This is a genomic window from Thioalkalivibrio sp. ALM2T (genome assembly GCF_000381505.1).
Lineage (GTDB): Bacteria > Pseudomonadota > Gammaproteobacteria > Ectothiorhodospirales > Ectothiorhodospiraceae > Thioalkalivibrio > Thioalkalivibrio versutus.
In genome coordinates this window covers 391,197-414,854 of the sequence record NZ_KB906557.1, presented here as the reverse complement: position 1 = coordinate 414,854, position 23,658 = coordinate 391,197, and the positions used below count along the sequence as shown (strand labels likewise).

Here is a 23,658-nt window from a genome sequence, read left to right as displayed (position 1 = left end):
AGCGAGTTCAGCGCCGCCCGCGAAAAGCCTCGGAGCGAGGGAAACCCCGGCCCGCACAGCGGGCCGGGGTCGCGGCAGTCGGGCGTGTTTCTTGGGTACTTCTTTGCACGAGCAAAGAAGTACCTCGCGGCGCGCTGGCGAGTCAGCGCATGGCAGTATGCGGACCGAAGCCACCGTAAACACCGAGCGATGAACCATGGCCAGCCACAACATGGCATATGCGGCTGGATGGTAGGCGGGTGCCTGGAAGGTGCTGCGCGGTAGCGGCCGGGTCAGGCGGGGCAGGGCGTTTGCCAGGTCGTCACGCGGGCGGGGTCGCCGTCGGTGTTGTCGAGGCGGGCGAGGGTCATGCGGTTGCCCCAGACGCAGCCGCTGTCCAGGGCCAGCCAGTCCGGTCCGACGCGATGTCCGAGTGCGGCCCAGTGGCCGAACGCGATCGGGTGGCCGGCGGCCGCGCGGACGGGTACCTGGAACCAGGGGGTGAGGCCGGATGGGCCCTCTTCTGGCGGGCCGTTGCCGGCGAATTCCAGCGCCCCGTCGGCGGTGATGTAGCGCATGCGGGTGAAGGCGTTGATGGTGTAGCGGGAGCGGTCGTAGCCGTCGAGATTGGGGCTCCACAGCGTCGGTTCATCGCCGTACATGACCTCGAACAGCGCCTGACGGCGGGCGGGGTCGCGTAGATCGGCCTCCACGCGCCGTGCCTCGGTCTGCGCTGTGTCCGGGTCCCAGGCCGGCGGGAGGCCCGCATGTACCAGCATCCAGCCGCTTGCCGTGTCGGATTGCAGGAGCGGGCGCCGCGCCAGCCAGTCCAGCAGGTCGGCGGCGTCCGGCGCGTCCAGCACCGGGCGCAGGGTGTCCTTGCCGCCGGGGGGGCGCACGCCTTCCGCGGTGGCCAGCAGGTGCAGGTCGTGATTGCCCAGTACCGTGGTTGCGGCATCCCCCAGCGCCCGGATCCGGCGCAGGCAGCCGAGCGAGTCCGGGCCACGGTTGACCAGGTCGCCGACCAGCCACAGATGGTCGGCCGCCGGGTCGAAGTGCACCTGCTCCAGCAGGCGTTCCAGCGGGTCCAGGCAGCCCTGGAGGTCGCCGACGACGTACAGTGCCATCGGGCCGCCTAGTGCAGCGTGCGCGGGACGGATAGCGTGAACGGCGGGATTGGCGCGTCGAAGGTGTTGCCGCGTTCGTCGCGCATGCCGTAGCTGCCTTCCATGGTGCCCACCGGGGTCTCGATCACCGTGCCACTGGTGTACTCGAAACTGTCACCGGGCTCGATGCTGGGCTGTTCCCCGATCACGCCCTCGCCGCGTACCTCCTGCGTCTGATCGCGGCCATCGCGGATGATCCAGTGGCGGTTGAGCAGTTGCACGGTCAGCGCGCCCGCGTTGCGGATCACCACGTGATAGGCGAATACGTAGCGGTCGTCATCGGGTTCCGACTGGTCTTCCACATAGGCGGTGGAGACCTCGATCTCGATGGTGTGGGCTTCGGTTTCGTGCTCTTGGGGCTGGTTCATGCGGTTGCGGCTCCAGATTCGTGAGCGGGAAACGCCCGTGCTCGGGGCAGGCCCGGCATCAGGGTTTCACGGACCGGCTGGCGTAAACGGCAGCGCCGAGCAGGCCCGGTTCGGGGTGCATGATAAGGGCCACGGGCAATTGCTCAAGCAAGTGGGTCATCGGTGGGCGATTACGGAAGGTGCTACGGAAGCGTGGTCCGCGGAATGCCTCGAGCCAGCGCGGGGCGATGCCACCGGCCAGGAAGACCCCCCCGCTGGGGAGTGCGGTCAGGGCCATGTCCGCCAGTTGCCCGGCGTAGACGCCGACGAAGCGATCGATGACGGCCTGAGCCGCGGGGTGCCCGGCGAGCGCCAGTTCGCCAATCGCCGCGGCGGGTTCGGCGGTCTCCAGGGCCTGTGCCAATTCCGGGTCAGGCTGGCGGTCGAGCTCGAAATGCCCGATGCGGGCGATTCCACGACCGCTGAGCAGATGCTCGCGTGTGCAGTAGCCCAGTTCGCGGGCTACGAAATCGCCTAGTGCGGCCTCCTCCGCCCCGCTGGGCGAGAAGCGCGCGTGGCCGCCCTCGCCGGGAAAGATGGTGGCGGCGCCGGGCGGGCCCACCAGACAGGTGCCGAGCCCGGTACCGGCGCCCGCGACCAGGCGCAGGCCGGCGGGATCGTGCGCTCCTTCCTGCAGGGTTTCGTAGTCCTGTGGCTGCAGGGCGTCGAGGCTCGCGCCGATGGCGGCAAAGTCATTCAACAGGGTGACGGGCAGCCCCAGGTGATCCGCGAGCGTGGTGGTGTCCAGCGCTGGCCAGGGCAGGTTCGTGACGCGCGCCCGGCCATGATGCACAGGGCCGGCCACCGCCAGACCCGCCGCTGCAAAGGTATCCACTGTCGCAACCTCGGTGCGCCAGCGTTCGAGGATGCTGGCCAGGTCGGGGTGTTCGCGGCTGCGGTAGCGCTCGCCCTCGTGCAAAGACCACCCGTCCGCATCGCGGTGGGCGCGGGCAACGCGGGTATTGGTCCCGCCAACATCGGCAACGATCAGGTCCATGGGCCCATGGTAGCGGATCGCGGCCGCCGGCTGTTCAGGGGGTGGCGGGGTGGAGGCGTCGAGCCAGGGCCTCGAAGCCGGTGATGTCGATGTTCTCCGGGCGCTCTCCCGGATCCAGGCCGGCGGCCTCGAGGTCGGCGATCTCGGCCAGGCCGGAGAGACCGCGGCGCAGGGTCTTGCGGCGGCTGGAGAATGCCTGGTTGACCACCCGTGCGAAGGTTGGGTACAGCGTCGCCGCGACGCGCGGTTCGGCCAGGGGCGTGATGCGCACGACGCTGGAGTAGACCTTGGGCGGGGGGTGGAAGGCCCCGGGGGGCACGGTGAACAGGGCGGTCGCCTCGGCGCGGGCGGCCAGCATCACGGTCAGGCGCCCGTAGCGCTTGCTGCCGGGGGCGGCGGTCATGCGCTCCACGACCTCGCGTTGCAGCAGGAAGTGCATGTCGCGGATGGCGCCGACCTGATCCAGCAGGTGGAACATCAACGGGGTGGAGATGTTATAGGGCAGATTGCCGACCACGCGCCAACCCCGCTCGGGCAACGCGCCGAGATCGGATAGCTGCATATGCAGGGCGTCGCCCACGTGCAGATCCAGGCGTTCTGGGGGGAAGCCGGCGCGCAGGCCGGCCGCCAGGTCGCGGTCGATCTCCACCGCGACCAGATGCTCCAGGCGCTCCAGCAGGGCGGCCGTCAGGGCGCCACGACCCGGACCGATCTCCAGCACGGCATCGCCGGGTTGTGGGGCGATCGCCGCGACGATGCGCGCGAGGATGCCGGCATCGTGGAGGAAGTTCTGGCCGAAACGCTTGCGGATCGGCGACGAGGTCTTGATTCGGGTCATGCCCTAGGGGTGCTCCGGCGTGCGGCGGCTCGCGCCGCGAGGGTTTCGGCCAGGCGTTCGGCGGCCTGGAAGCTGCCGACCTCGGCGCGCCCGGTGCCGGCCAGATCCAGTGCCGTGCCGTGGTCCACCGAGGTGCGGATGAAGGGCAGGCCCAGGGTGACATTGATGGCACTGCCGAAGCCGGCATGCTTGAGAACCGGCAGTCCTTGATCGTGGTACATGGCGAGCACGGCGTCGACGCCGTGCAGGGCGCGCGGGGTGAATGCGGTGTCGGCCGGGAGTGGCCCGCGCAGACGCATGCCGGCTTCCCGCAGGCGGTCCAGGGTGGGGGTGATGATCTCGATCTCCTCGCGTCCGAGGACACCATCCTCGCCGGCATGCGGGTTCAGCCCGCAGACGGCGATCACCGGGTCGGCGATACCGAAGTCGCGCTGCAGGTCGTGATGCAGGACGCGGGTCACGGCCTCCAGGCGGTCTGCGGTGATGGCGTCAGGGACCGCGCGCAGTGGCAGGTGGGTGGTGACCAGCGCGACCCGCAGGCCCTCGGTGGCCAGCAGCATCACCGGCATCGGCGCGCCGGCGCGCTCGGCCAGCCACTCGGTGTGACCACTGAAGGCGATCCCGGCGCGGTTGATTACGCCCTTGTGCACCGGACCGGTGACCATCGCCTCGAAGGTGCCGTCGAGGCAGCCGGCGGCGGCCGTGGCCAGCAAGGCCAGCACGTGCTCGGCGTTGGCCGGGTCCAGGGTGCCGGCGACCACCGGGGTTGCCACCGGTACGGGCAGGATCTCCAGGGTGTGGGCCGGGGTGACCGCGCGCGGGCGTTTCGGGTCGAAGTGGATCAGGCGCAGGGACTCGCCGAGCTGGCGGGCACGGGCCTCGAGGACGTCCGGGTCGGCGATGGCGACGCGCTGCGCGTGGCCATGTTGCCGGGCCATGGCGATCAGGAGATCGGGCCCGATGCCGGCGGGGTCGCCGGCGGTCAGGGCCAGGCGCGGGACCGCGTGGGCCCCGCGCGGATCAGGAGCCGAAGCCGTCGACCCGGTATTCGACATAGGCCTCGTCCCGCAGGCGGCGCAGCCACAACTCGAGTTCTTCCTCGCGCTTGCGGTTTTGCAGGATCTCGCGGGCACGGGCCCGGATCTGTTCGCGCGAGGTGTCGACTTCGCGGCGTTCCAGGACCTCGATGATGTGCCAGCCGAACTGGCTCTCCACCGGTTCGCTGACCATGCTCGGTTCCAGGGCGTCCATGGCCTCCTCGAAGCCGGGCACCAGTTCGCCCGGGCTGACCCAGCCGAGGGCGCCGCCCTGGGCGGCCGAGCCGGGGTCGTCCGAGTTGGCACGTGCCAGGTCCTCGAAGCTCGCGCCCTCGCGGATGCGGTTGTACAGCGACTGCGCCTGGCGGCGGGCGTCCTCGTCACTGCGCACCTGGTCCGGGCTGATCAGGATGTGGCGCACGCGGGTCTGCTGCACGCGCGTCTGGTCGCCGCCCTCGCGGTCCAGCAGTTTCATGATGTGGAAGCCGCCGGGCGAGCGCAGGAGCTCGCTGATCTCGCCTGTGCGCATCAGCACCGCTTCGCGGGCGAACATGCCGGGGATCTCGCCGGCCGAGCGCCAGCCGAGGTCGCCGCCTTCCAGGGCCTGAGGGCCTTGGGACTCGCTGATCGCGACGGTGGCGAAGTCCTCGCCCTCGCGCACGCGTTGGCGCAGCGCTTCGGCCTTCTCGCGTGCCTCGGCGATCTGGCGGGCATCGGCGCCCTGGGGCAGGGGCACCATGATCTGCGCGATGCGATAGCGCACGCCGCGGTCGATTGCGCCGCTTTCGGAGGCGATCAGGTCGGCGATCTCCGGGTCGGAGACGCGGATGCGCTGATCGACCTGGCGGCGCTGCAGCTGGTTCACGGTCAGTTCGTGGCGGATCTGTTCGCGAAAGGCGTTAAAGTCCACCCCGTCCTGCATCAGGGCCTGGCGCAGTTGCGGCAGGGTCATGCGGTTCTCGCGGGCGATGTTCTCCATCGCGCGGTTCAGGGTCATCTCGTCGATGTTGATGCCGACGCGCTCGGCCTCCTGCAGCTGCACGCGCTCGACGATCAGGCGCTCCATGACCTGACGCGCCAGGGTGTCCTGATCCGGCGGGCGGGTGCCGCGCTCGACCATCTGCTGGGCGATCAGGTTCATGCGTTCCACCAGTTCGCGCTGGGTGATCACGTCGTCGCCCACCACGGCCAGGATGCGGTCGGTGAAGCGGTCGCCCTCCGGGGTGATGGGGGCGGCCGGGGCCCCGCTGTCGCGGGCGGCCCCGGGGGTGACCGGGGCCTCGACCGCGCCCTGCGAGAGGTCGCCGGCCGCGGGCGCGGTCGTCTGGGCCATCGCCGGCAGGCCGAGGCCGTAGACCAGGGCGGCCAGCAGCGGTAGCAGGGCGCGGGCCTTGCCGCGGCGGCGTTGTTCAGGGACGTGCGTCATATCCGGCAATACCCTCGCGCAATAGCGAATCCACGCCGGAATCGAACCGTGCCAGGCCGTCCAGCGTGAGTTGGAAGTAGATCGAATTGTCGTAGGTCTCGTCGAAGGAGAGCGCGCGGCGTGCGACCACGCGGATACCATAGCAGCAACTACGATACTGAAGCCCGGCCAGAAGTTCGAGATCGCGTTCCTCCTGCAGGCTGTAGTTCCAGCGCCCGATGGCGTCGATGCGCTCGGTGACCGGCCACATTACGGAGACATCGGTCTGGTCGATGGAGCGGGCGCCGGCCTCGCGCTGGCGGTAGCCGACGTTGATCCGGGCGCGTTCGCGCGGGCTGTAGCCGACCGAGACCGCCGCCAGCGTGGTCTCGCCGGCATCCTGGTTGTAGAGGATGGATCCGCGGCCGTCCCAGGCATCGCCGATGCGGACCCGGCCTTCCAGCGCGAGATCGGAGCGTGACTCGGATAGTGGGTCATCTCCTGGGCGCCGGCGGACCTCGCGGTCTTCCAGATAGTGGATCTGGCCGGCGGATAGGCTCAGGCGCTCGCGTCCGGTTTGCTGGTCGAAGATCCGGGTGGTTAGGGCGGTGGTGACCTGGTGGGTGTCGCCCACCCGGTCGGCGCCGACGAAGCGGTCGAGGCTGAACAGGTTGTCGAAACTGAAATCGGCCTCGCCGGTATCGAAGATCGGGATGTCATTCTGGTCGCGGAAGGGCACATAGCCGTAGAAGATACGCGGTTCCAGAGTCTGTAGCCGCCGCCCGTCCGCGATCGGGCGCTCGAAGATTAGTCCGGTGTCGATGGAGGCGCGCGGCACGGTGCGGCTGATCGATTCCGGACGGTCGTCCTGGCCGCGGCGGTCCAGTTCGTAGCGGGTGTGACGGATGCCGACGGCGGGTTCGAAGAAGAAGCCACTGGTGTCATGGCGCCAGCGCACTTCGGGGTTCAGGTCGAGCCGGGTGCCCAGTGGGCGCCCGGACTGATCTTCGCTGCGCTCGAAACGCACCAGTTCGGTGTCGAGGTCCCAGGACAGGCCGTGGCCCAGGTATTCCCCGGCCTCCAGGGTGATCTGCGGCAGGCGCTGGTAGGGCTCGCCGGTGGCGCTCAGTTCGGGGTCGACGATCTGGTAGTCCTCGATGCGCGTGCGCAGGCGGTAGGCCGGCTGGTTCCAGGTCAGGTCAGCGGAGCGCCGAAGATAAGGGGTGGAACCAGCGTAACGGTCCGAGTTGCCGAAATCGAAGAAGTATTCGCGGTCGGAGACATCCGCGGCATCGAGGCGCAGGTTCAGATTGGAGGTAATCCGGGTCTGGTGGCGCCACTGGGCGAAGTGACGGTCTTCGCCGGTCTCGCGGTCATCCGGCAGGTAGCGGACGTCGAGCACACCATTGTGCCGGGGCTGCAGATAGCGGAACTCGGTGCCCAGCATTATTCCGCGGTCGGCCATGATGCGCGGGGTAAAGGTCGCGTCGTAGTTGGGCGCGATGTTCCAGTACCAGGGCGTCGCGAGATCGAACCCGGTGCGCCCGCCGGTACCCGCACTGGGCAGCAGGAAGCCGCTCTTGCGGCGATCATCCAGCGGGAAGTTGATGTACGGGGTGTAGGCGATGGGCACACCCTTGAAACGGATCGTCGCGTTGCGGGCCACGCCGACGCCGCTTTCGCGGTCCAGCTCCAGGTCGCCGGTGCGCAGCCACCAGGAGTCGTTGCCCACCGGGCAGGTGGTGTATTCGGCGTCTTCGAAGTCGTGGAGGTGCGGGGCATGCTGAACGCCGCGTGCGGCGCTACCGCGTGCCGGGATGGACTGCACCAGGAAATCGATTCGGCGGAACTCGCCGGTCTCCGCGTCCAGGCGATATTCGCCGCCCTCGGTGTGCAGCAGCAGGTCGCCGTCGAACAGCCGGGTGTCGCCCTCGGTGCGCGCAGTGCCGGAGGCGCGGTCGTATTCGAGGAAGTCGGTATCCAGGCGTCGCCCGGCCTCGAACAGGTGCACGTTGCCTGTGGCCGAGATGCGTTCGCCGTCGCGGCGGACGTGATCGGCGTCAATCTCGGTCAGGCCGCCCTCGAGGGTACGCAGCTCGGGCCATTCGATCCCCGGGGCAAACGCGCATCCCGACGGGCGTTCGTCGGCGGGAACGGTTACGGGGATCAGGCCGGCGGCCGCCAAGCCCAGGCTCACCGCGACCTGCCGCGCGATCGGGTGACGGCGAGGCGCGGAGCTGGCGGGCCGGCGGCTCATCCCGAATTCAGGACAGCAGCTGGCGGATCTCGTCGAAGATCAGCTCGATGTCGCGGGTGCCGTTGATGTGCTTGAGCAGGCCATGACCGTCGTAGTACTCGATCAGCGGCTGGGTCTGCTCCTCGTAGACCTTGAGGCGGTTGACCACGGTCTCTTCGTTGTCATCCGCGCGGTGGACCAGGTCACCGCCGCACAGGTCGCACACGCCTTCCTTTTGTGGCGGGAAGGTATGGGTGTTGAACACTGCGCCACAGTCGCCGCAGGAAACACGCCCGGTCAGGCGCTGCTTGAGTTCCTCGAACGGGACGTCGATCTGGATCGCGCGGTCGAGCGGCGACTCGATGTCGGCCAGCATGGTATCCAGGGCCTCGGCCTGGGCGACGTTGCGCGGGAAGCCGTCGAGGATGAAACCCTTCTGCGCATCGGGTTCCTGCAGGCGATCGCGGATCAGCCCCAGCACCAGGTCGTCGGGGACCAGCTGGCCGGCATCCATCGCGCTCTTGGCCTGCTTGCCGAGTTCTGTCTCGGCGGCGACGGCGGCACGCAGCAGGTCGCCGGTGGAGATCTGGGGGATGCCGAAGGTGGCGACCATCTTTTTGGCCTGGGTGCCCTTGCCGGAACCGGGGGCGCCCATCAGGACGATACGCATAGCTGACTCCTGCCGGGTGCCGCGCCGAACCGCAGGACTAGCCGGGAACGGGGGCGGCACGGTGAATGGCGGTGGCGAAACGGGGCTGGTCACTGAAGACGCAAACCGTTTCCCGAGCGCGGTCTTATACCGCCTGAAGGTGCTTGCCCGCAACCGTTGGGGCCGCTGGCCGGGTGCCCTTGAGGTGCGTGTCCCCTGTATAATGCCCGGCTAGCCAAACCAACTTTTGGGAAGCAAGCATGGACATGAACCAGATCGAAGCCGGCAAGGATCTCCCCAATGACGTCAACGTCGTGATCGAGATCCCCGCCCACGGGCAGCCCGTCAAATACGAGATCGACAAGGACAGCGGGGCCCTGATGGTTGATCGCTTCATGACGGTCGCGATGTTCTACCCGTGCAACTATGGGTTTGTTCCGCACACCCTGTCGGAAGACGGCGATCCGGTGGATGTGCTGGTGGTCACCCCGGTGCCGCTGATGCCGGGTTCGGTGGTGCGTTCGCGTCCGATCGGCGTGTTGCAGATGACCGACGAGGCGGGTGTGGACGCCAAGATTCTGGCCGTGCCGGTGACCAAACTGCATCCGCAGTACGAAAAGTATCAGGGGCCGGAGGACGTGGGTCAGGAACTGCTGGACTCGATCAAGCATTTCTTCGAGCACTACAAGGAGCTGGAGAAGGGCAAGTGGGTCAAGGTCGAGGGCTGGGCGGACGCCGAGGCGGCCAAGGCGGAGATTGTTGCCAGCTACAAGCGTTTCCAGAAGAGCAAGATCTGACGTCGCCACCCGCTGCATGCAGCGAGAGGCCAGCGCCGGGCCGCCCCCTTGGGGCGGTCCGGTCTTTGCGTGGGCGGTGGTCAGCGGGGGTCACGGCCCCGTGACCCCCTGAAATGGCCGAACGCGACGCCTACGGCGAGGAACAGCAGGACCGCGAACGCTTTGCCGTGCGCATCCTGCTCGCGCTGGTGATCCTGGGGGTCATTCTGCTGGCACTGGGCTGGCGGCTTTCGGGCCTGCAGGTCGGTGCGCACACGCACTTCACCACGCTCTCGGAGAACAACCGCCTGCGGGTGGAACCGATTGCCCCCACTCGAGGGGTGATCCGCGACCGCAATGGCGTGCTTTTGGCGGGCAATCGCGCGTCCTATCAACTGGAGGTCACGGTCGAGCAGGCCGGCGATCTCGATTCCCTGCTCGCTCGCCTGCGTGGTTACGTGGAGCTGAGCGAGGCGGACGTCGAGCGGTTCCAGCGCGGGGTGCGTCAGCGGCGGCCGTTCCAGCCGGTGTTGCTGAAGGCCGGCCTGGACGACGAGACGGTGGCGCGGATTGCGGTTTCGCGCCACGAGCTGCCCGGGGTGGAGATCGAGGCGCGGCCGCTGCGGTTCTATCCGCTGGGGTCGAAGTTCTCGCATGCGGTCGGCTATGTCGGGCGCATCAACCAGCAGGACCTGCAGCGGGTCGACGGGCGTGCCTATGCCGGCACTTCGCATATCGGCAAGAGCGGTGTTGAGCGTTACTACGAGGATCTGCTGCACGGGCGGCCAGGCTATCGCCAGGTGGAGGTGAACGCCCAGGGGCGCGTGATCCGCGAACTCTCGGTGACCCCGCCGCAACCGGGCACGGACCTGACCCTGACCCTGGACGTCAACCTGCAGCAGGCGGCCTATCGGGCGTTGGCCGGGCGGGACGGGGCCATCGTGGCCGTGGATCCGAATAATGGCGAGGTGCTTGCGCTGGTCAGCGCCCCCGGTTTTGATCCCGAGTCGTTCGTCCACGGAATCTCGCAGGCGGACTTTGCCGCGGTGCGTGACGACCATCGCCGGCCCCTGTTCAACCGCGCCCTGAGTGGCCAGTACCCGCCGGGTTCGACGATCAAGCCGCTGGTGGGTCTGGCCGCCCTGGATGAAGAGGTGACCACCGCCGAGCGCGAGATGTTTGCCCGCGGGTATTTCCAGCTCCCGGGGCATGAGCGGCGCTATCGCGACTGGCGTCGCGAGGGGCATGGTCGCGTGGACATGTCGCGCGCCATCGCAGTGTCGTCGGACGTCTATTTCTACGACCTGGCCCACACCATGGGGATCGACCGCATGGTCCCGGTTCTGGGGGCCTTCGGGATCGGGCAACGGACCGGGATCGATTCCACCGGGGAGCGCCCGGGCATCCTGCCCAGCCGCAACTGGAAACGGGCCACGCATGACCAGGTGTGGTTTCCCGGCGAGACCCTGATCACCGCAATCGGCCAGGGCTATATGCTGTCGACCCCCCTGCAGATGGCCGACTTCACTGCGGCCCTTGCGGCCCGTGGCGAGCGCTATCAGCCGCACCTGCTGCGCGCCATGGACAACGGCGTGGGCGAACCCGAGTATCGCTTGCCCATGCTGCGGGATCCGGTAATGGTCGACGAGAAACATTGGGACGCCATCCATGGCTCGCTGGTGGAGGCCGTGAATGCACGTCATGGCACCGCCTGGGGTAGCGTCGGCAGTACCCGGCCGGAGTACACCATCGCCGGCAAGACCGGTACCTCGCAGGTGTTCAGCCTGGGCGAGGACGAGGAATACGACGAGGAGGAACTGGCACGGCGCCTGTGGGACCATGCCCTGTTCGTCGGATATGCCCCGGCCGAGGATCCGCGCATCGCGGTGGCGGTACTGGTGGAGCACGGCGGTTCCGGTGGCCGGGTGGCGGCGCCGGTGGCCCGCGAGGTGATGGATGCCTATCTGCTGGAGGGGGCGGGCATGACGATCGCTGTCCCGGAGGACGAATGATCAGCGTGACCGGTCGCGAGATGTCTGTCAGCCAGTGGGTATTGCGCAGCCTGCGTCTGGACAGTGTGCTGCTGGTGCTGCTGTCCATCCTGCTGCTGCTGGGGCTGGCGGTACTGTTCAGCGCCACCGGCGAGAGCGTGGTCGCCCTGGAGCGTCAGGTCATGCGCATTGGCCTGGGGTTGGCCGCCATGCTGCTGGTCGCCCAGGTGTCCATGCATGCCCTGCGAGCGATCTCGCCATGGCTCTTTGTAGCCGGGGTCCTGCTGTTGCTGGCGGTGATGTGGGTCGGGGATGTTGGCAAGGGTGCGCAGCGCTGGCTGGATCTTGGCTTCATGCGCTTCCAGCCCTCGGAGATCATGAAGCTCGCGGTGCCGATGATGGTGGCCTGGTACCTGTCGCAACGGAATGGTCGTCCGCGCTTCCGAGACCTGGTGGTGACCGCGGCGCTGATCCTGGCGCCGGTCTATCTGATCATGCAGCAACCGGACCTGGGCACCTCGATGCTGGTCGGGGCCGCCGGGTTCCTGGTGATTTTCCTTGCGGGGCTGGGCTGGCGCTGGTTCGTGGGGCTTGGGGTCACGGCGGCCGCCGCCATCCCGATCCTGTGGTCGCAGATGCTGGATTATCAGCGCCAGCGGGTGCTGACGCTGTTCAACCCGGAGTCCGATCCGCTGGGCGCCGGCTATCACATCATCCAGTCGAAGATCGCCATCGGGTCCGGCGGGCTGTATGGCAAGGGCTGGCTGAACGGGACCCAGTCGCAACTGGAGTTTCTGCCGGAGCGTTCCACCGACTTCATTTTTGCGGTCTACGCCGAGGAATTCGGCTTTATTGGTGTCGCCCTGTTGCTGCTGCTGTATTTTGCGATTGTTGCGCGCGGGCTCTGGATCGCCGCGCTGGCGCAGGATCGCTACGCCCGGTTGCTGGGCGGGAGTATCAGCCTGACCTTTGCGGTCTACATGGTGGTCAATATCGGCATGGTGACCGGCCTGTTGCCGGTGGTCGGCGTGCCGCTGCCCCTCGTCAGTTACGGGGGTACTTCGCTGGTGACCCTGATGGTCGCCTTCGGTATTCTCATGAGCATAGCCTCCCAGAAACGCCTGGTGAATCGATGAGCCTGAACTTGCGCCCCGTGTGGGCCCGCATTGTCCGCCCGACCCTGTTACGGACGGGGCTGGTCCTGTCCCTGGCGGCCGTGTCCCTCCCGGTCGCGGCCGAAAGCGAATTCCGTGCCGGCGATCCGCCGTATCTCGAGCGCGACGAGGTGCAGGCGTTCATCGACGAACAGGTGGAGGCCGGCCGCGACCGCGAGGCGCTGGAGGCGATGTTTGCCGCCGCCGACCCCCAGCAGCGCATCCTCGACCTGATCTCCAGCCCGGCCGAGGCGCGGCCGTGGAAGGACTATCGTCCGATCTTCATCACCGACCAGCGCATCGAGCGCGGTCACGACTTCATGGAAGAACACGGCCGCTGGCTCAAGCGCGCCGAGGATCGCTTTAGTGTGGAGCCGAAGATCATCGCCTCCATTATCGGGGTCGAGACCTACTATGGCCGCAACACTGGCGGCTTCCGCGTGTTCGATGCCCTGGTGACCCTGGGCTTCGACTACCCGCCGCGATCGGATTTCTTCCGCCGCGAGCTGGGTGAATTCCTGACCCTGGTGGACGAGGAAGGCCTGGATCCGCGCGAGACGCGCGGCTCCTACGCCGGGGCCATGGGGCGCGGCCAGTTCATCTCCTCCAGCTACCGCCACTACGCAGTGGACTTCGACGGTTCCGGTCAGCGTGACCTGTTGAACTCCTGGCCGGACGCGATCGGTTCGGTGGCGAACTACTTCCGCGAGCACCACTGGAACCATGGCGAGCCAGTGGTGGCGAAGGCGCGGGTCGAGGGGGATGCCCACGAGGCCCTGATCAGCCGCAACTATCAGGCCCGCTTCGGTCTCGACGAACTGGCCGAGCACGGCATTTATCCCGATGAGGCCGTGGACGAGGATGGCGAGTATTCCTTCATTCGTCTCGAGGGCGATGACGGTTACGAGTACTACCTGGGATACCCGAACTTCTACGTGATTACCCGCTATAACCGGAGCCCGCTGTATGCGATGGCCGTGCACCAACTTGCCGAGGCACTGGCCGACTAGTTCGGCCTCCGGGCCTGCGCCCGGGGCGCTCCTGCTGGGGTTTGTGTTGCTGGCGCTGGCTGGCTGTTCCGGTACCCCGGAGCGCGACCCGCGCCCGCTGGGTGACGCCGCCTATGACAGCTATCCCGATGCGGCCGACGTGCCGCAGGATCTCGCCCTGATCCCGGAACCGGAGCCTCGCAACGAGCCGCCCAGCCGCTATGGCAACCCGTCGGAATACGAGGTGTTCGGGCAGCGTTATCGCACCCTGCGGACCAGTGACGGCTTCGAGGAAGAGGGCATTGCCTCCTGGTACGGCACGAAATTCCACGGCCGGCGTACGTCCAGCGGCGAGCCCTATGACATGTATGCGATGACGGCGGCACACAAGTCTCTGCCGCTGCCAAGCTATGTCGAGGTCACCAACCTGGAGAATAACAAGCAGGTGGTGGTGCGGGTGAATGATCGCGGGCCATTTGTGGATGGGCGCATCATCGACCTTTCCTACGCTGCGGCCCACCGCATCGACATGACCGATGCCGGTGTGGCTCGGGTGCGTGTGCGCTCGGTGGGGCCGGGTGACACCGAGTCCGACGCCCGAGTTGCGGCCGCGTCGGCCGCGGGGCCCGTCGTCGATGTGGCCGCCGTGACCTCGCCGGAACGGGGGGCCGAGCGAGTCCCGGAACCGCTACCGGAGATAGCAGACTCCGGGATGCCCGCCGCCGGGTCCAACGGCGAGGGCGCCGGGGGCGGGCGTTTTGTCCAGGTCGGGGCGTTTTCCGAGCGCCAGTCCGCCGAACAGGTGCGCGAAGATCTGCGCGCCCTGGGTTTCGACCCGGTTCGTATCTCCACCCTGGGGCGGGACGACGGTGCGGATCTCCATCGCGTGCGGATTGGCCCGTTGGCGGATGGCGATGCGGTGCGCGCGATCACGGATCGCCTGCAGGGTGCGGCGCACGTTGATTACCGCGTAGTCGAGAACGCCCAGTAAAGGCTCTGCCGCTGTTGTTTTTCCGGCCCGTCCCGGGCCCCACTCTGCTATCGTAGACCGGTCCTTAAGGAGGTCCTTCCCTGCCATGACTCTGTCCGTCCGCATTCCCTTTTTGCCGTTTCTGGTGGCCTGCCTGCTCGCGATGCTGGTGCTTGCTCCGGTGCACGCGCAGGAACAGCAACTGCCCGTGGCCGGGGATGGAGCGATCACCCCCAGCGGGATCCCGCGCCCGCCATCGGATGTGACGGCGGCGAGTTTTGCGCTGATGGACTTCGACTCCGGTCTGATGCTGGCCAGCCGCGAGCCGCAAGTGGAGCGCGAGCCGGCCAGCCTGACCAAGGTGATGACTGCCTACGTGGTGTTCGGCGAGATCACCGAGGGCCGCATGGCGCTGGACGATATGGTCACGGTGAGCGAGCGTGCCTGGCGCACCGGGATGACCGGGGCATCGCGGATGTTCATCGAGGTCGGCGAGGAGGTCGCGGTCGAGGACCTGTTGCGCGGCATGATCGTCCAGTCCGGGAACGATGCCTCTACCGCTCTGGCCGAGCATGTGGCCGGCTCCGAGGGGGCCTTTGTCGACATGATGAACTCCCAGGCTCGTGAACTGGGGATGCGCCAGTCCTATTTTGCCAACCCGCATGGCCTGCCTTCCGAGGAGTCGCAGTACACCACTGCGCAGGATATGGTGCTGCTGGCGCGGGCGCTCATTCGCGATTTTCCGGATCTCTATGGCTACTACAGCGAGCGGTCCTTCGAGTACAACGACATCTCCCAGAGCAACCGCAATATGCTCCTGTGGCGCGATTCCGGCTTTGATGGGCTGAAGACCGGCTGGACCTCGAGCGCCGGGTACAACCTAGTGTCGTCGGCCAAGCGCAATGATCGTCGCCTGGTGGCCGCGGTGATGGGCATCGAAGCGGCCGACCATCAGCAGGGCGGGACCCGCCGTGCGAACGAATCCCAGGCGCTGGTGAACTGGGGTATGCGTTTCACCGCGACCCGCAAGCTGTTCGAAGGGGCGCACGAACTGGGAACGCCACGGGTCTACCGCGGGGCGGATACCGAGGTCGCCGTGGGGCTGGCCGAGGCTTTCTGGGTGATGGTTCCGCCGGGGCGTGAGGACGACCTGGACGCCTCGATGGAGGTGCACCAGCCGTTGGAGGCACCGCTGGCGGCGGGTGACCCGGTCGGTGAAGTGGTCGTGCGCCTGGATGGCGAAGTGATCCGTACCCAGCCACTGGTTGCGTTGCACACGGTGGAGCAAGGTGGTCTCGTGCGCCGCCTGTGGGATGGGGCAGCGCTGGGTATCCAGGCGGCCTGGCCGTTCTGACACGCAGGTCGCGCGTGAGTATTGCCTATTTCAACGGGGACTATCTGCCGCTGGACCAGGTGCGGATCTCGCCGCTGGACCGCGGTTTCCTGTTCGGGGATTCGGTCTACGAAGTGATTCCCAGCTACGCGGGCGAATTCTTCATGCTCCCCGCGCATCTCGAGCGCCTGGATCGGTCTCTCGCGGCGATCCGTATTCCCAGCCCCTTTGATGCGGGGCAGTGGACTGCGCTTCTGGAAGATCTTCTGGCGCGCAATGCCGATCCCGCTACCCCGGATCTGGGGGTGTACCTGCAAGTGACCCGCGGCGTGGCCCCGCGCGATCATGCCTTCCCGCCGGATGCCCGGCCGACGGTCCTCGCGATGGTGAGCCCGATCCGTCCTCTGCCGGAGACGGTGCGCACGGAGGGCGTGGCGGCCGTGACCGCCGAGGATCGCCGCTGGGGCCACTGCGACATCAAGGCGACCACGCTGCTGGCCAATGTCCTGAACCGCCAGGCCGCGGTCGAGCAGGGTGCGGTCGAGGCGATCCTGCTGCGTGATGGACAGCTCACCGAGGGTGCTGCCAGCAACGTCCTCGTGGTCCTCGACGGCCGTCTGGTGACGCCGCCACTTGCGCCTTCGGTGCTACCCGGGGTGACGCGGTCGCGGGTTCTCGATCTGGCGCGCGAGTTGGGCTACCTGGTGGAGGAGTGCGCGGTAAGCGAGCCGGACCTGGCACGGGCCGAGGAGATCTGGCTGACCAGTTCGACCCGCGAGATCCTCCCGGTCACGCGCCTCAATGACCGGGTCGTAGGCGCGGGGCATCCTGGTCCGGTCTGGAAGGCCCTCCATGCGGCCTATCAGGCTGCCAAGCCGGGTGCGCCCGTGAGTGAGCCAATGCAGTCCGGAGGTGCCGCATGAGTGACCGCGAGACCTTGATCGAATTTCCCTGCCGGTTCCCGGTGAAGGTGATGGGGGATGCCCATCCGGAGTTGATGGAGGCCGTAGAGGGTTGCGTGGCCGAACACCTGGATGCCGATGACGCTGTGATCGAGCAACGGGCCTCGCGCGCCGGCCGTTACGTCGGCATCACCATCACCTTTACCGCGACCAGCCAGGCACAACTGGACGCCTTCTACCGCTCCCTTGGCCGTTGCGACCGGGTGCGCATGATCCTGTGACACCGGCCCCGGTCGAGGTGCGCGAGCTGGGGCTGCAGCCTTACGTCCCGGTCTGGCAGGCGATGCAGCTGCATGGGCGCGAGTGCGCGGCCGATGCCCCCGATGCCCTGTGGTGCGTGCAGCATCCCCCGGTCTTCACCCAGGGGCGCAATGGCCGTCCGGAGCACCTGCTGGATCCCGGGGCCGTGCCGGTGGTGGCGATCGACCGCGGTGGTCAGGTCACCTACCACGGGCCCGGGCAACTGGTGATCTACACGCTGCTCGATTTGAAGCGGCTCGGGATCGGCGTGCGGCGTCTGGTGGAGTGTCTGGAACAGGCCATCATCGAGACGCTCTCCCAATGGGGTATCGAGGCCGAACGTCGGGCCAACGCGCCCGGGGTCTATGTCGGGCAGGCAAAGATTGCGGCCCTCGGCTTGCGCGTGCGCCACGCCCGCAGCATCCATGGCCTCGCCCTGAACGTGGCGCCGGTGCTGGCGCCGTTTGCGCGCATCAACCCCTGTGGCTATGCGGGCCTGCCGACGACCTCCATGCAGGTCCAGCTTGGTGGTCCGGTCGCAATCGAACGTGTTCGCGACGCGCTCCTGGCGAATCTCGCCATCCAGCTGTTCGAGGGGGTGGATCTCCCGCTTCGGCACGAGGCGGCGTTGCCCGCCGAACTGGTGCGCGTGCAGGCATTGGGTCGCAGCCCGGCGCCGTAACACGTCGCCTGGTCTTCCCAAGGCTGGGCTGGTCCCGGTTCATCCTCCGGTGTTTACGTGCCTTCGTCCGGCCGCCTGCCGTGCGCTCTCTCGCGAGCGCACCGCGAGGTACTTTCTTGCTTGCCCAAGAAAGTACCCTTCGAGGCGCACCCGGATTCCGCCCGGGAACCTTGCTCCAGGGCCCTCGGGCCGGCGGCGCTGAACTCGCTGCGCTGCGCTGCGCGTCGCTCAGAGATCCAGCGCCCCATGTCTATTTTTAACTGGCCGGCCCGAGGACCCTTCCGCAAGGGGCTCCATACGGGAGGAGAAGGTCAAAACAGACGGTATCTCGTAGGGTGCGGTTGAGCGCAGCGAAACGCACCATCTCCAACGCCTAGCGAACCCCTGATGCGATTCGCTGCGCTCATCACATCCTACGCCCCCCGGCGCCCGCTTCGCGGGTGCGGCACGCCATGGCCGCAGGCCGAGCGTGCCGAAGATGCTCGAAAACCTAGCCATCATCCACTGGCAAGCACGCGGGGATAGCCGTTGTTTGGACCTGCCTCCCCGTTGTCGTCGCGCCGAGTGGAGAGGCTTTTCGCGGGACGATTCTAAATAGACACGGGGCGCTGGATGTTTGAGCGGGGCGCAGCGTAGCGAGTTCAGCGCCGCCCGCGAAAAGTCTCGGAGCGAGGGAAGCCCCGGCCCGCACAGCGGGCCGGGGTCGCGGTAGTCGGGCGTGTTTCTTGGGTACTTCTTTGCACGAGAAAAGAAGCCAGTTTTTGATCAACAACGGGCGCGGTGCGCTCGCGAGAGAGCGCCTGGCAGGCGGTGGACCGGAGGCACCGTAAACACCGAAGGACGAACCGGGACCAGCCTAACCCGGCAGGCGGCCGGACGGAGGCACGTCAACACCGGATGCCGAGCGGGCCAGGCCCGCGATGCAGGGCTGGATGGGCCGTTGGAACGGGCCACCGGGGCCGGGACGGGTCAGGCGGTTTCGAGGCCCTGGGCCTGGAGGTCGGCGTGGTAGGACGAGCGGACCATCGGGCCACTGGCCACCTGCTTGAAGCCCATCTCGCGGGCGCGGTCGCCGAGCTCGTCGAACTCCTCGGGGGAGAGGAAGCGCGTCACCGGCAGGTGATGGCGCGACGGCTGCAGGTACTGGCCCAGGGTCAGCATGTCGCAGCCGTGGTCGCGCAGGTCCTGCAGGACCTCCAGCAGTTCTTCACGGGTCTCGCCGAGCCCCAGCATCAGGCCCGACTTTGTCGGCACGCCAGGGTGCTGTTCCCGGAACTGCCGGAGCAGCTCCAGCGACCAGGCGTAGTCGGCGCCCGGGCGGGCCTCGCGGTACAGGCGCGGGACCGTCTCCAGGTTGTGGTTGAAGACGTCCGGCGGGGCCTGGTGCATAATTTCGAGCGCGCGATCCATGCGACCGCGAAAATCCGGTACGAGGATCTCGATCTTCATGTCCGGGTTCAGGGCGCGCACCTCGCGGATGCAGTCAACAAAGTGCCCGGCGCCGCCGTCGCGCAGGTCGTCGCGATCCACCGAGGTGATGACGACATAGTTGAGGCCAAGCGCCTGGATGGTCTCGGCCAGGTGACGGGGCTCGTCCGCGTCGAGGGCCTCGGGGCGGCCGTGGGCGACGTCGCAGAACGGGCAGCGGCGGGTGCAGATGTCGCCCATGATCATGAAGGTGGCGGTGCCGTGGGCGAAGCATTCGCCGAGGTTCGGGCAGCTCGCCTCTTCGCAGACCGTGTGCAGTTTCTGCTCGCGCAGGATGCCCTTGATGCGCTGTACCTCGGGCCGTGCCTGGCTTTGCGCGCGGATCCACTTGGGCTTGCGCTGGGGCTTCTCGGTGGGATGGATCTTGACCGGGATGCGCGCGACCTTGTCGGCGGCGCGCTGTTTTTCACCGGGCTGGGGGCGGATTCGAGTGTCCATGGACCTTCCCTGAATTTCGTGGCGGCCGGGTTGTGCGGCCGGCGTGGGGCGATCGGGCGTGCTCAGGCAACCTCGCGGATCAGCGCCTCGACCTCCTGCCTAGCCGTCTCGATGGCGGGCAGGTTGCCGTCCTCGTCCAGGATAAAGCCGAGGCGTTCCACTGCCCGCAGGTCGGTGAGCGGGATGCGGTCGGCGAGCAGGTCGTCTTCGGCATCCCGCGGGCATGCGGCGCGGGCGATTCGCACGATGTCGGTCAGGGCGTGAGCTTCCGGGTTTTCCGGGCCGCCGGAATCGCGAATGGCCTCTATGATATCGGATGCCAGGTCCCATTGCTGGGCAACCAGTTCGCCGATCAGGCCTTCCAGTCGGAACAGTACGCGTTCCACTTCCCCGGGTGTTCGATCCGGATGGGTGCGGGCGACCTCGGCGATGACCGGCAAGGCCCCGACGCGGTGCAGGAGTCCGGCGAGCAACGCACTCTGTGGATCGGCGGCCTCGCACTGGTCGGCCAGCACGCAACTGACCGCGGCAATGCGTGCGGAGCGCCGCCACAGGCGTTCCAGCAGTTCGTGGTAGGGGTTGTCGCGATGGATGAACACCTGGTGCATCGCCAGGGCCATCACCAACTGGCGGGTGCGTTCCAGTCCAAGCCGGGCGACGGCATCCTGAAGGCGCGAGACGACACGGCGGCTGCCCATGGCCGGGCTGTTGGCCACACTCAGCAGGCGGCCGGCTACACTCGGATCTTCTTCGATGATGCGGGTGGCCTCGGCGATGGAGACATCCGGGTCTTTCAGGGCCCGCTGCAGGTGCAGGGCAACCTCGGGGAGCTGGGGCAGGGCCAGTTCCCCGGAGTAGGCATGGGTGTAGATGCTGCTGAACAGTTCGCCCTCGAGATCGGATAGCTCGATCTCGCTGACCTCGACGCTGTCCTGGCCGCCGCCGTCGATCAGGGTTTCATAGACCTTGCGATCAAGCATGGCGAGGGTCGAGCGAGTCGCGGCGATGGCATGGCTGTGGTAGTCGTGCGCATCGAACAGGGGGTTCAGCGCTTCGCTGCTGTCGCCTTTCAACATGACCGAATTGCGCCCGCTGGCCAGGATCATGCGGCCTTCCAGCAGGAAGATCATGCTGCGGAATTCGTCCCGTGCATGCAGCTTGAAGCCCGGATCCACCGTCATGGTCCGGGCGTGTTGCAGTAGCTTGTCGCGGGCCCGGTCGCTCAGCTCGGCAAACGGGTGCAGCTGGGGGAGGCGTTGCTCGATCACCGCGGTTCAGACGTTGAACATGGCGCGGAGTTCCGCCAGATCCTCGGCGCGCTCTTCCAGGAACGCGATCGGCTCGCCGGGTGGGGGCGGGGTGATCCCGAGAACCCCGAAGGCCGCGACATCGGTGGCATCGGGGACGGCCTCGCCTTCGGCGCGGCGGGTGGCCCATTCCGCGACCAGGGCGATGCTGGCGTAGTCCGGTTCGCTGGCGCGATAGCCCCAGTCTCCGGCGTGTTCAGCGACCGTTACCAGGTCGCCGCCCAGATCCCAGTAGTTGATTACCAGGACGCCGGCGAGATTGCTCAGGCGCCGCACCAGCGACTGCACGCGCTCGCGGTCGGGGTGGTCCTCGCGCAGTTCCACGAACTGGATGATCGGGACCGCGCCGATCCCGGCGACCAGCCCGGCCAGCAGTGCCCGCTCGCGGTCCAGCTGCTTCAGCGAGTCCGCGATCAGGTAGCTGTAGGCCGACTGCAGGGCGCCGTGTTTCCAGCTGGACTCCATCGCGTCGCGGGTCGAGGCGTGCTTGGCCTTGAAGGCCTGACGCAGGGCCATGTTCATCGCCAGCATGCGGGTGTTGCGAAAGCCCAGGCGGTTGACCGCGTCGCGCACGGACTGGATCTGCTTGGCGGCGCGAAACAGCGGGCTGTTGGTGGCGTGCAGCAGCGCACCGGCGATGGTCCCGTCGCGCTGGATGACCTCGGTGAGCTTGTCCAGGTCGGCATCCGGATCGTTGGTCAGTTCCTGAATGCGCAGCGCGATCTCCGGCATGGTCGGCAATTCCAGCCGATTGCTGGTGATCAGGTCGTAGAGCTCGCCGAAGAAGGCGCCCTCGGTGTCGTCCAGGTCGGTGTCGTGCACTACGAGCGAGGCACTGTGGGCCTTCTTCAGCGCCGCTGTGGGGATCTCCAGCAACTGACAGGTCTTCTCGGTAATGAGGAAGTCCTGCTGCCCGATGTTCTGGTCGAACATCTGCAGGGGGCTGTCGGGATCGGTCGACTCCAGGGTGATGCGGGCCGGATTGCCGCCGCTGACGCGGACCAGCTGGCCGCGTACCAGGAACAGGTAGCGATCCTCGACCTCCTGCGGGCGCAGGCGCCGCCCGGCGTCCAGTTCCCGGGCCAGGCAGGCCGAGGCCAGTTCGCTGCGGGCTTGCTCCGACAGGCTTGAGGTCAGGTCCAGGTCCTGAAGCAGGGCATCAATGCTGGTGCTATCCATGGGGCGGTTCCCGATCCGTGCTGTGCCAATCCGTTCCCGCGCTGCAGCGCCGCGTGGCGGGCCGCGGGGCGTACCCGCTGCGCGGGTTACTCGACTGGTGCCAGTGTAGCATCCGATCCGGTGGCGGGAAGCGCTGACGCCGCCCCACGGCAGGCGAAGCGCGGTCGGTCGGCGGCGTCGATCAGGTCATGGGCTTGCAGAAAGCCCCGCGCATCGGCGGCATCCTCGCGGAACCAGGCAGCGGTATTTCCCAGGCGGAAGCTGTAGCCCCAGGCGTCCATGTCCCGCATCAGCCGCTCGCGGCCGACGCCGGGGATCTCGTCGGCCAGCAGGATCTGCAGATAACATACGCCGCACTCCTCCAGGTCATCGCCGCCCGCATTGGTATGCAGGGCGGCGCGCCGTCCTGCGTTCATGCAGATGACGTGTCCGGCCTCATGCAGGGCCGAGTGGATGGGGGTGTCGGGACGCACATGCACGTCATGGCCGACGATCCCGGCCTCGGGTTCGCCCCACCAGCTGCCGGGCAGCGGCGCCTGGGCCGGGTGCACGACCAGGCGCAGGCCGTAGCGGGCGAACAGGGTCACGAGCGCGTCCTGCAGGGCCGGGTCACCACAGGTCTGGATCGCGGGGTTGTTCATGTGTCGGAGTCGTCGGGCAGGGCCGTGGTGCGCTTGCGGCTGCGCCGCGGGCATTCCTTGGGGTGCTCGCGGCACCAGGCGTCGACCCGGCCGGTGAGGTCGTCCTGAAAGCACAGCAGATAGAACCGCGCCTGCTCGCGGTTGGCGATGGCGGGCCGCCCCAGGGTGTCCACCACGCCGGTGCGCAGCGCCGCGATGATCGCGTTGGCGGCCTTCTTCTGCGGCCAGGCGGTGATCTGCTCCCAGGCCTCGGGCGTGAAATACAGGCGCAGGAGGTCGGGGCGGGTGGTCAGCAGCATGCGCGTGACGTTGCGCAGGGTGGTCTCGGCCTCGCCCCAGTCGTGTACCAGGCCGCCCTCCAGCAGGCGTTCAATCTCCTCGCGACCCTTGGGCGACAGCATCGGCACGCGCGCTGAACGCCTCAGGCGTTCGGGGCATCCTCGGGGGTGAAGGCGCGGATGGACAGGGCGTGGAGTTCGCCGGAGTCGATCTGCTCGCGTACGGTGGCGTAGACGGTCTGATGTTTCTTGACCGCGTTCATGCCCGCAAACTGTGGGCTGACGACCAGGGCCTCGAATTTGCCCTCGCCTCCGGTAACCTCGACCTTCTCGGCCGCCGGCAGGCCGGCGCGAATGAGTTCGGCCACTTGATTGGCATCCATGATGAGTCCCCTGATTGGTGCGTATTGGTCAGCCGCGGATGATAGCCGGGCGATGGGCCCGACAGAAGTTCCCCCACGCGGGGAACTCGTTCCCGCGGCACGGGTTCGTAGGAAAACACCTGCATGGATTGTC

At 67.6% G+C, this 23,658-nt stretch carries 24 protein-coding genes; 9 read left to right on the top strand and 15 right to left on the bottom strand.

The window, feature by feature from the left end; all coding sequences use genetic code 11:
* Window positions 1–272 precede the first annotated feature (272 nt).
* The 8 genes from F816_RS0104645 to F816_RS0104610 are packed head-to-tail and all read right to left on the bottom strand — an operon-like array spanning window position 273 to window position 8,735.
* The gene (locus F816_RS0104645; protein ID WP_019593729.1) at window positions 273–1,106 is read right to left on the bottom strand and encodes a symmetrical bis(5'-nucleosyl)-tetraphosphatase; all 834 of its coding nucleotides are present in this window, start codon (window positions 1,104–1,106) and stop codon (window positions 273–275) included.
* An 8-nt stretch (window positions 1,107–1,114) separates the two neighbouring features.
* A complete protein-coding gene (apaG, locus tag F816_RS0104640) occupies window positions 1,115–1,513 on the bottom strand; it encodes a Co2+/Mg2+ efflux protein ApaG (protein WP_019593728.1) in 399 nt (132 codons plus the stop codon).
* Window positions 1,514–1,571: 58 nt separating this feature from the next.
* A complete protein-coding gene (locus F816_RS0104635; RefSeq protein WP_018951501.1) occupies window positions 1,572–2,549 on the bottom strand; it encodes a glucokinase in 978 nt (325 codons plus the stop codon).
* A 34-nt stretch (window positions 2,550–2,583) separates the two neighbouring features.
* Complete coding sequence (gene rsmA, locus F816_RS0104630; protein ID WP_018144094.1) at window positions 2,584–3,387, bottom strand: 16S rRNA (adenine(1518)-N(6)/adenine(1519)-N(6))-dimethyltransferase RsmA; 804 nt, start codon at window positions 3,385–3,387, stop codon at window positions 2,584–2,586.
* Window positions 3,384–4,442 carry a 4-hydroxythreonine-4-phosphate dehydrogenase PdxA gene (pdxA, locus tag F816_RS0104625; protein ID WP_019593727.1) on the bottom strand — a complete coding sequence of 353 codons (1,059 nt, stop codon included), beginning with the start codon at window positions 4,440–4,442 and terminating at the stop codon, window positions 3,384–3,386. The genes rsmA and pdxA overlap by 4 nt, the downstream gene beginning before the upstream one ends.
* A complete protein-coding gene (locus F816_RS0104620; protein WP_019593726.1) occupies window positions 4,408–5,850 on the bottom strand; it encodes a peptidylprolyl isomerase in 1,443 nt (480 codons plus the stop codon). The genes pdxA and F816_RS0104620 overlap by 35 nt, the downstream gene beginning before the upstream one ends.
* Window positions 5,834–8,086 (bottom strand): LPS-assembly protein LptD, encoded by a 2,253-nt coding sequence (locus F816_RS0104615; RefSeq protein WP_019593725.1) that lies wholly within the window; start codon window positions 8,084–8,086, stop codon window positions 5,834–5,836. Before F816_RS0104615 ends, F816_RS0104620 begins: the two co-directional genes overlap by 17 nt.
* A gap of 7 nt (window positions 8,087–8,093) precedes the next feature.
* Window positions 8,094–8,735 carry an adenylate kinase gene (locus F816_RS0104610; RefSeq protein WP_018144090.1) on the bottom strand — a complete coding sequence of 214 codons (642 nt, stop codon included), beginning with the start codon at window positions 8,733–8,735 and terminating at the stop codon, window positions 8,094–8,096.
* 239 nt (window positions 8,736–8,974) lie between these two features.
* On the opposite strand from F816_RS0104610, the gene ppa reads away from it, so the two are divergent.
* The 9 genes from ppa (at window position 8,975) to lipB (ending at window position 17,811) form a co-directional block, all read left to right on the top strand.
* Complete coding sequence (ppa, locus tag F816_RS0104605) at window positions 8,975–9,511, top strand: inorganic diphosphatase (protein ID WP_018144089.1); 537 nt, start codon at window positions 8,975–8,977, stop codon at window positions 9,509–9,511.
* Window positions 9,512–9,624: 113 nt separating this feature from the next.
* A complete protein-coding gene (gene mrdA, locus F816_RS0104600; protein ID WP_019593724.1) occupies window positions 9,625–11,502 on the top strand; it encodes a penicillin-binding protein 2 in 1,878 nt (625 codons plus the stop codon).
* Window positions 11,499–12,617, top strand: coding sequence for a rod shape-determining protein RodA (rodA, locus tag F816_RS0104595; protein WP_019593723.1), 1,119 nt, complete (start codon window positions 11,499–11,501; stop codon window positions 12,615–12,617). Before mrdA ends, rodA begins: the two co-directional genes overlap by 4 nt.
* Window positions 12,614–13,645, top strand: coding sequence for a lytic murein transglycosylase B (mltB, locus tag F816_RS0104590; protein WP_019593722.1), 1,032 nt, complete (start codon window positions 12,614–12,616; stop codon window positions 13,643–13,645). The genes rodA and mltB overlap by 4 nt, the downstream gene beginning before the upstream one ends.
* Window positions 13,602–14,615, top strand: coding sequence for a septal ring lytic transglycosylase RlpA family protein (locus F816_RS0104585; RefSeq protein ID WP_081622660.1), 1,014 nt, complete (start codon window positions 13,602–13,604; stop codon window positions 14,613–14,615). Before mltB ends, F816_RS0104585 begins: the two co-directional genes overlap by 44 nt.
* Window positions 14,616–14,700: 85 nt before the next feature.
* Window positions 14,701–15,948 (top strand): D-alanyl-D-alanine carboxypeptidase family protein, encoded by a 1,248-nt coding sequence (locus tag F816_RS0104580; protein ID WP_019593720.1) that lies wholly within the window; start codon window positions 14,701–14,703, stop codon window positions 15,946–15,948.
* 14 nt (window positions 15,949–15,962) lie between these two features.
* Complete coding sequence (locus tag F816_RS0104575; protein ID WP_019593719.1) at window positions 15,963–16,850, top strand: D-amino acid aminotransferase; 888 nt, start codon at window positions 15,963–15,965, stop codon at window positions 16,848–16,850.
* Window positions 16,847–17,110 carry a YbeD family protein gene (locus F816_RS0104570; RefSeq protein ID WP_018144082.1) on the top strand — a complete coding sequence of 88 codons (264 nt, stop codon included), beginning with the start codon at window positions 16,847–16,849 and terminating at the stop codon, window positions 17,108–17,110. The genes F816_RS0104575 and F816_RS0104570 overlap by 4 nt, the downstream gene beginning before the upstream one ends.
* Complete coding sequence (gene lipB, locus F816_RS0104565; RefSeq protein WP_019593718.1) at window positions 17,107–17,811, top strand: lipoyl(octanoyl) transferase LipB; 705 nt, start codon at window positions 17,107–17,109, stop codon at window positions 17,809–17,811. Before F816_RS0104570 ends, lipB begins: the two co-directional genes overlap by 4 nt.
* Window positions 17,812–18,039: 228 nt before the next feature.
* Here lipB and F816_RS15050 read toward each other — a convergent pair whose 3' ends face one another.
* The 7 genes from F816_RS15050 to F816_RS0104535 form a co-directional block, all read right to left on the bottom strand.
* Window positions 18,040–18,312 carry a hypothetical protein gene (locus F816_RS15050; protein ID WP_231363382.1) on the bottom strand — a complete coding sequence of 91 codons (273 nt, stop codon included), beginning with the start codon at window positions 18,310–18,312 and terminating at the stop codon, window positions 18,040–18,042.
* A 468-nt stretch (window positions 18,313–18,780) separates the two neighbouring features.
* Complete coding sequence (lipA, locus tag F816_RS0104560; RefSeq protein ID WP_018144080.1) at window positions 18,781–19,737, bottom strand: lipoyl synthase; 957 nt, start codon at window positions 19,735–19,737, stop codon at window positions 18,781–18,783.
* 62 nt (window positions 19,738–19,799) lie between these two features.
* Window positions 19,800–21,005: an HDOD domain-containing protein gene (locus tag F816_RS0104555; RefSeq protein WP_018144079.1), complete on the bottom strand. Its 1,206-nt coding sequence runs from the start codon at window positions 21,003–21,005 to the stop codon at window positions 19,800–19,802.
* A gap of 6 nt (window positions 21,006–21,011) precedes the next feature.
* Window positions 21,012–22,223 carry an HDOD domain-containing protein gene (locus tag F816_RS0104550; RefSeq protein ID WP_019593717.1) on the bottom strand — a complete coding sequence of 404 codons (1,212 nt, stop codon included), beginning with the start codon at window positions 22,221–22,223 and terminating at the stop codon, window positions 21,012–21,014.
* A gap of 86 nt (window positions 22,224–22,309) precedes the next feature.
* A complete protein-coding gene (locus F816_RS0104545; RefSeq protein ID WP_019593716.1) occupies window positions 22,310–22,864 on the bottom strand; it encodes a hypothetical protein in 555 nt (184 codons plus the stop codon).
* The gene (locus F816_RS0104540; protein WP_019593715.1) at window positions 22,861–23,265 is read right to left on the bottom strand and encodes a hypothetical protein; all 405 of its coding nucleotides are present in this window, start codon (window positions 23,263–23,265) and stop codon (window positions 22,861–22,863) included. The genes F816_RS0104545 and F816_RS0104540 overlap by 4 nt, the downstream gene beginning before the upstream one ends.
* Window positions 23,266–23,285: 20 nt before the next feature.
* On the bottom strand, window positions 23,286–23,525 hold the full coding sequence (locus F816_RS0104535) for a BolA family protein (RefSeq protein WP_019593714.1): 240 nt from the start codon (window positions 23,523–23,525) through the stop codon (window positions 23,286–23,288).
* Between the last annotated feature and the right edge of the window lie 133 nt (window positions 23,526–23,658).